The organism is Streptomyces actuosus, from assembly GCF_016921115.1.
Classification (GTDB): Bacteria; Actinomycetota; Actinomycetes; order Streptomycetales; family Streptomycetaceae; genus Streptomyces; species Streptomyces actuosus_A.
Window position 1 is genome coordinate 1 of sequence record NZ_JAFFZS010000071.1, and the last position, 10060, is coordinate 10060.

Annotated in this window: 2 protein-coding genes; both read left to right on the forward strand. The window is 74.3% G+C overall.

Features of this window, described 5'->3' with window-relative positions; translation table 11 throughout:
• Positions 1 to 972: phosphopantetheine-binding protein (locus tag JS756_RS35240; RefSeq protein WP_240204852.1), on the forward strand; the 972-nt coding region annotated here is incomplete at its 5' end.
• Positions 973 to 1017: 45 nt separating this feature from the next.
• The coding region (locus tag JS756_RS35245) for a type I polyketide synthase (protein ID WP_307791429.1) at positions 1018 to 10060 on the forward strand (9043 nt) is incomplete at its 3' end.

Genomic DNA, 10060 nt, shown 5'->3' on the forward strand with positions numbered 1-10060 from the left:
GACGCCTTCGCCACCGTTCGTCGCCGCGCCGGGTTGCCGGCCGTCGCGCTGGCCTGGGGGCCGTGGGCTCCGGGAGCGGGCATGACGGCCGAGCTGACCGAAGCCGACCTGCGCCGCATGGCACGCGGCGGCATGCGGCCGCTCGGGGTGGAGCAGGGCCTGCGGCTGCTCGACGAGGCCGGACTCGTGACCGGAGGGGCGCCCGCGCACCGGGCGATGCTGCTGCCGGTCAACCTCGACCTGAAGGCACTGCGCGCCCACGCCGAGGCCGTACCGCCGATGCTGCGCGGCCTCGTCCGCGCCCCGGTACGGCGGGCGGCTGTCGCGGCGACCGGGGGGCACACCGAGCCGCAGGACCTCGGGGCCCGTTTGGCCGCGCTCGCTCCGGCCGATCGGGAGCAGTACCTGGTGGACCTGGTGTGCGCACAGGCGGCGGCCACGCTCGGCCACGCCTCCTCCGACGAGATCGAACCGGACCAGGCGTTCAAGGAACTCGGCTTCGACTCCCTCACCGCGGTGGAACTGCGCAACCGTCTGAACGCGACCACCCGGCTGCGGTTCCCGGCCACGCTGGTGTTCGACCACCCGACACCGACGGCACTGGCCGCCCAGGTGCTGACACAGATCACCCTGCCGGAGGAGTCCGGCACCAGGGGACCGTCGGGCAAGGCCGACGAAGCGGCCGCCGCCGCGGCAGCGCCGCTGCTGGCCGATCTCGACCGGCTGGAGGCCGCGCTCGCCGCCGCCACGATCGGCGGCGACGGTCACGCGGCGATCACTTCTCGGCTGCAACGGCTGACGGCGAAGTGGCAGGAACTGGCAACGAAGAGCAGCGGTGCCGGACACGACAACGGCACCGGCTCCGGGCAGTCCGGAGCGGCACTCGCCGACGTCGACGACGGAGAACTCGACTCCGTCGAGACGGCGGACGAGCTGTTCGACCTCATCGACAAAGAACTCGGGATGTCGTGATCAGCCGCGGGAAACCGTTGGCATCGGCTCAGGGATGTGGCGTTGGTGGCTGAAGACGGCAAGACGGACGACAAGTACGTCGAATACCTCAAGAGGCTGACCGCGGAGCTCCGGCAGACCCGCCGGCAGCTGCGCGAGGCGGAGACACGGGACCGGGAACCGATCGCGATCGTCGCGATGAGCTGCCGCTACCCCGGTGGTGTGGACAGCCCGGAGGAACTGTGGAGGCTCGTCGCGGAGGGCGGTGACGCCATCTCCGGCTTTCCCGCCGACCGCGGCTGGGACATGGAGGCGGGCTACCATCCCGACCCCGACAACCCGGGCACCTTCTACGCGCTCGGCGGCGGGTTCCTGCACGAGGCGCCTCAGTTCGACGCCGACTTCTTCGGGATCTCACCGCGCGAGGCCCTGGCGATGGACCCGCAGCAGAGGCTGCTGCTGGAGATCTCCTGGGAGGCTTTCGAGCGGGCCGGCATCGACCCCGGGGCGGTGCGCGGCAGCAGCACCGGCGTCTTCGTCGGCGCCGCGAGCTCGGGCTACGGCGCCGGGGTGAGCGAGTTCCCCGACGGCGTGCAGGGGCTGCTGCTGGCAGGCAACGCCACCTCGGTCGCCTCCGGGCGCATCGCCTACACCCTCGGCCTGGAGGGCCCCACCGTCACCGTCGACACGGCGTGCTCCTCCTCGCTGGTCGCGCTCCACTGGGCATGCCAGGCGCTGCGTCGCGGCGAGTGCGACATGGCCCTGGCAGGCGGTGTCGCGGTGATGGCCACCCCCGCGATGTTCTACGAGTTCAGCCGGCAGCGCGGCCTGGCGGCGGACGGCCGGTGCAAGGCGTTCTCCGACGACGCCGACGGCACCGGCTGGGCCGAGGGCGCGGGCATGCTGCTCGTGGAGCGGCTGTCCGACGCCCGCCGGCTCGGACACCCGGTGCTGGCCGTCGTCCGCGGTACCGCCGTCAACTCCGACGGCGCCTCCAACGGCCTGACCGCGCCCAACGGCCCCGCCCAGCAGCGGGTGATCCGGGCCGCGCTCGCCGCCGCCGAACTGGGCCCCGCCGACGTGGACGCCGTCGACGCGCACGGCACCGGCACCGCCCTCGGCGACCCCATCGAGGCGCAGGCGCTGCTCGCGGCCTACGGGCAGGACCGCGAACATCCCCTGTGGTTGGGCTCGTTGAAGTCGAACATCGGTCACACCCAGTCCGCTGCGGGCGTCGGCAGCATCATCAAGACGGTTCAGGCCATGCGGCACGGCACACTGCCGCGCACCCTGCACGTGTCGGAGCCGTCCCGGCACGTCGACTGGTCGGCCGGCGCGGTACGGCTGCTCACCGAGCCGGTCGACTGGCCGCGCTCGGACCGGCCACGCCGCGCAGGCGTGTCCTCCTTCGGAATCAGCGGCACCAACGCCCACGCCGTCATCGAGGAGGCGCCGGCACCCGACCACGCGACCGCGCCCGCACCGGACGGTGCCAACGGCACTCCCGGGGCGCGGGACGGTGCACCGGACGGTGAACGACGCGAGCTGCCCGTCATACCCTGGCCGGTGTCCGCGCGCAGCGAGGAAGCACTGCGCGCGCAGGCGGCCCGGCTGCTCGAACGGCTGCACCAGGACCCCGAGCCGCCGCGCCCGTTGGACGTCGGCCATGCCCTCGCCACCACCCGGGCCGCCCTGGAACACCGGGCGATCGTCCTCGCCACGGACCACGAAGACGCCGTACGGCAACTGACCGCGCTCGCCGCCGGGGAGACCGGCACCACGACAGTCCGCGGGCGCACGGCGCGCGGCGCCACCGCCTTCCTCTTCGCGGGCCAGGGCGCGCAACGCCCTGGCATGGGCCACGAACTGTACGACGCACACCCCGAGTTCGCCGCCGCGTTCGACGCGGTGGACGCCGAACTGCCCTTCGACCTGAAGGAGATCGTGTTCGGTGCGGACGCAGCACCGCTGAACCGCACCGAATACGCCCAGCCCGCCCTGTTCGCCCTCGAAGTCGCCCTGTTCCGGCAACTGGAGGCATGGGGCCTCACGCCGAAGTTCCTGCTCGGCCATTCCGTCGGCGAGCTGGCCGCCGCCCATGTCGCCGGTGTCTGGTCCCTGGCCGACGCCTGCCGCCTGGTCGCCGCCCGCGGCCGGCTCATGCAGGCACTCCCCGAGGGCGGTGCGATGGCCGCGCTGCAGGCCACCGAGGACGAGGTGCTGCCCCTGCTCGGCGAACGGGTGGGCATCGCCGCCGTCAACGGGCCGCACGCCGTGGTGGTCTCCGGTACCGCCGACGCCGTCGAGGAGATCGCCGCGCATTTCCGCGCCCGGGACCGCAAGGTCACCCCCCTGCGGGTCAGCCACGCCTTCCACTCGCCGCTCATGGAGCCGATGCTCGCCGATTTCCGCGAGGTCGCCGAGAGCGTGACCTACCATCAGCCACGGCTGACGATCATCTCCGACACGACCGGTGAGACCGCCCGCCCGGCCGACCTGTGCGCGCCCGCCTACTGGGTCCGCCACGTGCGTGAACCCGTCCGTTTCGCCGACGGCGTACGGCTGCTGCAGAAGCGCCGGGTGACCCGGTTCGTGGAACTGGGGCCCGACGGCACGCTGACCGCGCTCGCCCGCGCGTGCCTGCACGGCGAGGGACTGACGGCCGTGCCCGCCCTGCGCAAGGACCGGCCCGAGCCGGCCGCGCTCATGGCCGCGGTCGCCGGCGCCTTCGCGCACGGCGCGCCGGTCGACTGGGCGGCGGTCTTCGCCGGCAGGGGAGCGCGGCCCGTGGACCTGCCGACGTACGCGTTCCGACGGGCACGCTACTGGCTGGAGCCCGCACCGCCGACCGTTGCCGAGGACGGCACCACCGGCCAGGACAAGGCGTTCTGGTCCGCCGTCGAACACGAGGACGTCGCCGCCCTCGCCGACACCCTGGACGTCGACGAAGGGCTCGTCCGTCCTCTGGTGCCCGCGCTGTCGTCGTGGGTACGTGGCCGCCGCGAACGGAACCGGGTCGACCAACTGCGCTACCGGATCACCTGGGAGCCCCTCGACCCCGGCACCGGCACCCCGCTCACCGGCCGCTGGCTGCTCGCCGTGCCCGACGGCACAGCGGGCGACGACCTGGCCCGCACCCTCGCGGACGCCCTCACGGCCCGCGGCGCCGAAGCGGTGCCCTTCGTGTACGCCCCTGGTGAAGAGCGTGCCGCACTCGCCGCCCGCCTGGCGGAGACCGGCACTCTGGCGGGCGTCCTCGCCCTGCCCGCCGCCGGCACCCCCATCGAGGACGACGCGGCCGACCTCGCCCTGCGCACCGTACGGCTCGTGCAAGCACTCGGCGACGCCCGGACGACCGTCCCGCTGTGGCTGGCCACCAGCGGTGCTGTCGCGACCGCACGCGCCGACGCCGCGCCGGACCCGGCGCAGGCCGCGCTGTGGGGCCTGGGCCGGGCGGCCGCCCTGGAACTCGGCGGCCGGTTCGGCGGCCTCGTCGACCTGCCGCCGAGCGTCGACCGGCGTGCGGCCGCACGGCTCGCCTCGGTCCTGGCCTCAGCGGCCGAGGACCAGGTCGCCGTGCGCGCCTCCGGCGTTCTCGCCCGACGACTGCGCCACACCGACGTCCCGGACACCCCGCCCGCCGGCACCGGCTGGCGACCCCGCGGCACCGTCCTGATCACCGGTGGCACCGGAGCCCTCGGGGCCCGGGTCGCCCGGTGGGCCGCGGAACAGGGCGCCGTCCACCTCGTCCTGACCGGACGCCGGGGACCCGACGCGCCGGGCGCCGCCGAACTGCGGGACGAACTGACCGCCCTCGGCGCCCGCGTCACCGTCGAGGCGTGCGACGTCTCCGACCGCGCCGCCGTCGAGCGGCTGCTGGCCCGCCACACCGTCGACGCCGTCGTCCACGCGGCGGGCGTCACCGACACCGTGGCGCTGAGCGACGTCGATGCCGACCGGTTCCGCGCGGTGTTCGCCGCCAAAGCGCACGGCGCCGCCCACCTCGATGCCGTCCTCCGGGCCCAGGGCGACCGCCCTCTCGACGCCTTCGTGCTGTTCTCCTCCATCGCCGGCGTGTGGGGCAGCGGCGGCCAGAGCGCCTACGCCGCCGCCAACGCCCATCTCGACGCGCTCGCCGAGCAGCGGCGCGCCCGCGGTGCGACCGCCCTCTCGGTGGCCTGGGGCCCGTGGAGCGGGGGCGGCATGGCGGCCGAGGACGGCGCCGAGGAGTACCTGCGCCGGCGCGGCCTCGCCGCCCTCGCCCCCGACACCGCGCTGGCCGCGCTGAGCCGCCTGCTGGAGCAGAACGTCACCGGGCAGGTCGTCGCCGACGTCGACTGGGCCCGGTTCACCCCCGGCTTCACGGGCACCCGTCCCAGCCCCCTGCTCACCGGCGTTCCGGAAGCCGCGGAGGCCCTGCGAGCCGGACCGGCCGCCCCCGGTCGTGGCGAGGCGGGCACGGCACTGCGCGAACGCCTGACGGGCCGAACGCCCGCCGAACGCACCCGCGCCCTGCTGGAACTGGTCCGCGCCCATGCCGCAGCCGTCCTCGGCCACACCGACGCCGGCCTGCTGGAGACCCGGCGCGCCTTCCGCGACTCGGGCTTCGACTCCCTGACCGCCGTCGAACTGCGCAACCGCCTCACCACCGCAACGGGCCTCGCGCTGCCTGCCACGCTCGTCTTCGACCACCCCACTCCTGTGGACCTCGCCGCGGTCCTGCACGGCGAGCTGTTCGGCGACGGCGCCGGCCCCACCCGGGGAAGCGACGAGCCGGCCTCAAGCGCCGCGGACCGGACCGACGACGACCCGATCGTCATCGTCGGCATGGGCTGCCGGCTCCCCGGCGACGTCACCGGCCCCGACGAGCTGTGGCAGCTCGTGGCCGGCGCCCAGGACGCCGTCACCGAGTTCCCCACCGACCGCGGCTGGGATCTGGACGCCCTTTACCACCCCGAGCCCGGACGCCCCGGCAGCAGCTACTGCCGACACGGCGGATTCCTCACCGGCGCCGGCGACTTCGACCCCGGCTTCTTCGGGATCTCGCCGCGAGAGGCCCTGGCGATGGACCCGCAGCAGCGGCTGCTGCTGGAGATCTCCTGGGAGGCGCTGGAGCGGGCCACCATCGCCCCCGGCGCCCTCCGCGGCAGCCGCACCGGTGTGTTCATGGGCTCCAACGGCCAGGACTATCCCGCCCTGCTGCTGAGCACCCCCGACGCCGGCGACGGCTTCCTCGGCACCGGCAACGCCGCGGCCGTGGTCTCCGGCCGCATCGCCTACGTCCTCGGCCTCGAAGGCCCCACCCTCACCGTCGACACCGCCTGCTCGTCCTCGCTCGTCGCCCTCCACCTCGCCGTCCGGGCCCTGCGCGCGGGCGAGTGCGACCTCGCCCTCGCGGGCGGCGTCACCGTGATGTCCACCCCCGGCGCCTTCATCGAGTTCAGCCGCCAGCGCGGCCTCGCCCTGGACGGCCGGTGCAAGCCGTTCTCCGACGACGCCGACGGCACCGGCTGGGCGGAGGGCGCCGGTGTCCTCGTCGTCGAGCGCCTGTCCGACGCCCGCCGCAACGGGCACCCCGTGCTCGCCGTGGTCCGCGGCAGCGCCGTCAACCAGGACGGCGCCTCCAACGGCCTCACCGCCCCCAACGGCCCCGCCCAGCAGCGCGTCATCCGTGCCGCACTGGCCGATGCCGGGCTCGCCCCGGCCGACGTGGACGCCGTCGAGGCCCATGGCACCGGCACGACGCTCGGCGACCCGATCGAGGCGCAGGCCCTCCTCGCCACCTACGGCCAGGACCGCGAACAGCCCCTGTATCTCGGGTCGCTGAAGTCCAACATCGGACACACCCAGGCCGCCGCCGGCGTCGCCGGCGTCATCAAGACGGTCCAGGCCATGCGGCACGGCGTCCTGCCGCCCACTCTGCACGCCGGCACCCCCAGCACCCACGTCGACTGGTCCGCCGGAGCCGTGGAACTTCTCACCGAGAGCAGGCCGTGGACCGCCGACGACCGGCCGCGCCGCGCCGGTGTCTCCGCCTTCGGAGTCTCCGGCACCAATGCTCACGTCATCGTGGAAGAGCCGCGCGAGGCCGACCAGCCGGAGGAGAACGGCCGGCCGCAGGACACCGAGCCGACGACGGCACCCACCGCCGGTACCGGCCCGCTGCCCTGGACGATTTCCGGCGCCTCCGCCGACGCCCTGCGTGAGCAGGCCGCACGACTGCTCGCGCACGCCCGTTCACGGCCCGACCTCACCGCCGCCGACCTGGGCCTGGCCCTCGCCACCACCCGCACCGCGCACGAACACCGCGCCGTCGTGCTCGGCACCGACCGCGACGCGCTGCTGGCGGTCCTCGCCTCCCTCGTCGCCGACCGGCCCACCGCCGACGCCGTCACCGGCCGCGTACGTCCCGAGGGCCGTACGGCGTTCGTCTTCGCGGGTCAGGGCTCGCAACGTCCGGGTATGGGGCGTGAGTTGTATGAGGGGTGTCCGGTGTTCGCGGATGCCTTCGATGCGGTGTGCGCGCATCTGGACACCGAACTGCCGTGCTCGTTGCGGGAGGTCGTGTTCGGTGAGGATGCGGACCGGCTGGATCGGACGGAGTTCGCGCAGCCTGCGTTGTTCGCGTTGGAAGTGGCGTTGTTCCGGTTGCTGGAGTCGTGGGGTGTGCGGCCGGATGTGCTGGTGGGGCATTCGATCGGTGAGATAGCTGCGGCGTATGTGGCGGGGGTGTGGTCGCTTGAGGATGCGTGTCGTCTGGTGGTGGCGCGGGGTCGGTTGATGCAGGCGTTGCCCGCGGGTGGGGCGATGGTGGCGATGCAGGCGTCCGAGGAGGAGGTGCTGCCGCTGCTGGACGGTGTGCGGGTGGGTATTGCCGCGGTGAACGGTCCGCGGGCGGTGGTCGTCTCGGGCGTGGCCGAGGCGGTGGAGGAGGTCGCGGCCCACTTCCGTGCCCAGGACCGCAAGGTGACGGCGCTGCGGGTCAGCCATGCCTTCCACTCGCCGCTGATGGAACCGATGCTCGCCGACTTCCGGGCCGTGGCCCAGGAGTTGTCGTACGCACGGCCGCGGCTGCCGATGGTGTCCACGGTGACCGGGTGGACCGCCGACCCGGAGGAGCTGATGTCCCCGGAGTACTGGGTGGGGCAGGTCCGTCAGGCGGTCCGCTTCGCCGACGCCGTCCGCACCCTGCACGACGAGGGCGTCGACCGCTTCCTCGAACTCGGCCCCGACGGCACCCTCACCGCCCTCGTCCACGCCTCGGCCGACGACGGCGAACCGTCGGCGGTCCCCGCCCTTCGCCCGGACCGCCCCGAGGCCCACACGCTGCTGACGGCGACCGCCACCCTCCACACCCACGGCGCCGACGTCTCGTGGGCCGCGCTGCTCCCCGCAGCACGTCCCGCCGAACTGCCCACCTACGCCTTCCAGCACAGCCGCTACTGGCCCCGACCGGCCGGCACCCACCCGGGCGACCTCCGCTCCGCGGGCCTGTCCGCCGCCGGGCACCCACTGCTCGGCGCCGCCGTCACCCTCGCGGACAGCGGCACCGCCGCCTTCACCGGAAGGCTCTCCACCCGGCACCAGCCCTGGCTGGCCGAACACGTCGTCTCCGGGTCCGTCCTGCTGCCCGGCACCGCCTTCCTGGAACTCGCCCTCCACGCCGCCGACCGGGTCGGCTGCACCACGGTCGAGGAACTCACGCTGCACACCCCGCTGGTTCTGCCCGCGCAGGGAGCCGCCCAGCTCCAGGTCACCGTAGGAACCGCCGACGACGCCGGCCGACGCGACATCGGCGTCTACTCCCGGCCCGCCGACATCCCCGGCACGGACGACGCCGACGACCAACCGTGGACCCAGCACGCGGTCGGCACCCTGCGACCCGAACCCGTCGCCCCGGCGCCCGCGGCCGACGTCCGGGCACCGGCCGACGCCATCGGCGTGCCCATCGACCGCCTCTACGACCAACTGGCCGACACCGGCCTGGTGTACGGTCCCCTCTTCCATGGCCTCACCTCGCTACGGCAGCACGGCGACGACCTGTTCGCCGAAGCGGCCCTCCCCGCCGAGACGACCCCCGACGCGCGCCGCTACGGCATCCACCCCGCCCTGCTGGACTCGCTCCTGCACGCCCTCGCCGCCACCCGAACGGCCGCCGACGGCGCAACGGACGACCCCTCCGGCCCGGGCCTCCCGTTCTCCTGGGCCGGCGTCACCCTGCACGCCACCGGAGCGGCGGGCCTGCGTGCCCGGCTGCGCCCCGCCGACTCGGGAGCGATCGCCCTCGACCTCACCGACCCGTCCGGCTCACCCGTCGCCACCGTCGCATCCCTCACCCTGCGTCCGCTGACGGCACCGCCAGGCAACCCGACCGCCATCGGCCACGCCGAACTGCTGCACCGCGTGGACTGGACACCGCTGGCCGCAGAGCCCGCCCCCGCCCACGTCCGGCCCCACACCCCGGCCAGTCCGGCGGACGTGCCGACCTGCCTGCCCGAGCGCGCTGCCGGATCCGGCGAGGATGTCCTGGTCCGCGTCACACGTCCCGACGGAGACCCGGTTCGGGCAGCGCACACCGCCACAGCGACCGCGCTGGAACTGGTCCGCACATGGCTGGCGGAGGAGCGCTTCGAAGACGCCCGGCTGGTGATCGTGACCGAGGGTGCCTTTGCGCCCGAGGGATCCATGAGCGATCCGGCACTGGCCGCCGTGTGGGGCCTGGTACGCGCCGCCCGCGCCGAGAACCCCGGACGGTTCGCGCTGGCCGACGTGGACGCCGCCCCGCAGTCGTGGACCCGCCTCGGAGCGACCCTGGTCTCCGGTGAGGCGGAGGTCGTCCTCCGCGGCGGCGTTGCCTTCGCGCCCCGCCTGTCCCGTGCCCGCACGGACCAGGAACTCACCGTCCCGTCGGGGGAGTCGGCGTGGCGGTTGGACATTGTGGAGAAGGGCACCCTGGACGGTCTGGCACTGACCCCCTTCCCTGAGGCGTCTGCCGTGTTGGGTGAGGGTCAGGTTCGGGTTGCGGTGCGGGCGGCGGGTGTCAACTTCCGTGACGTCCTCAACGTGCTCGACATGTATCCGGGTGATGCGCGGGACTTCGGTCTTGAGG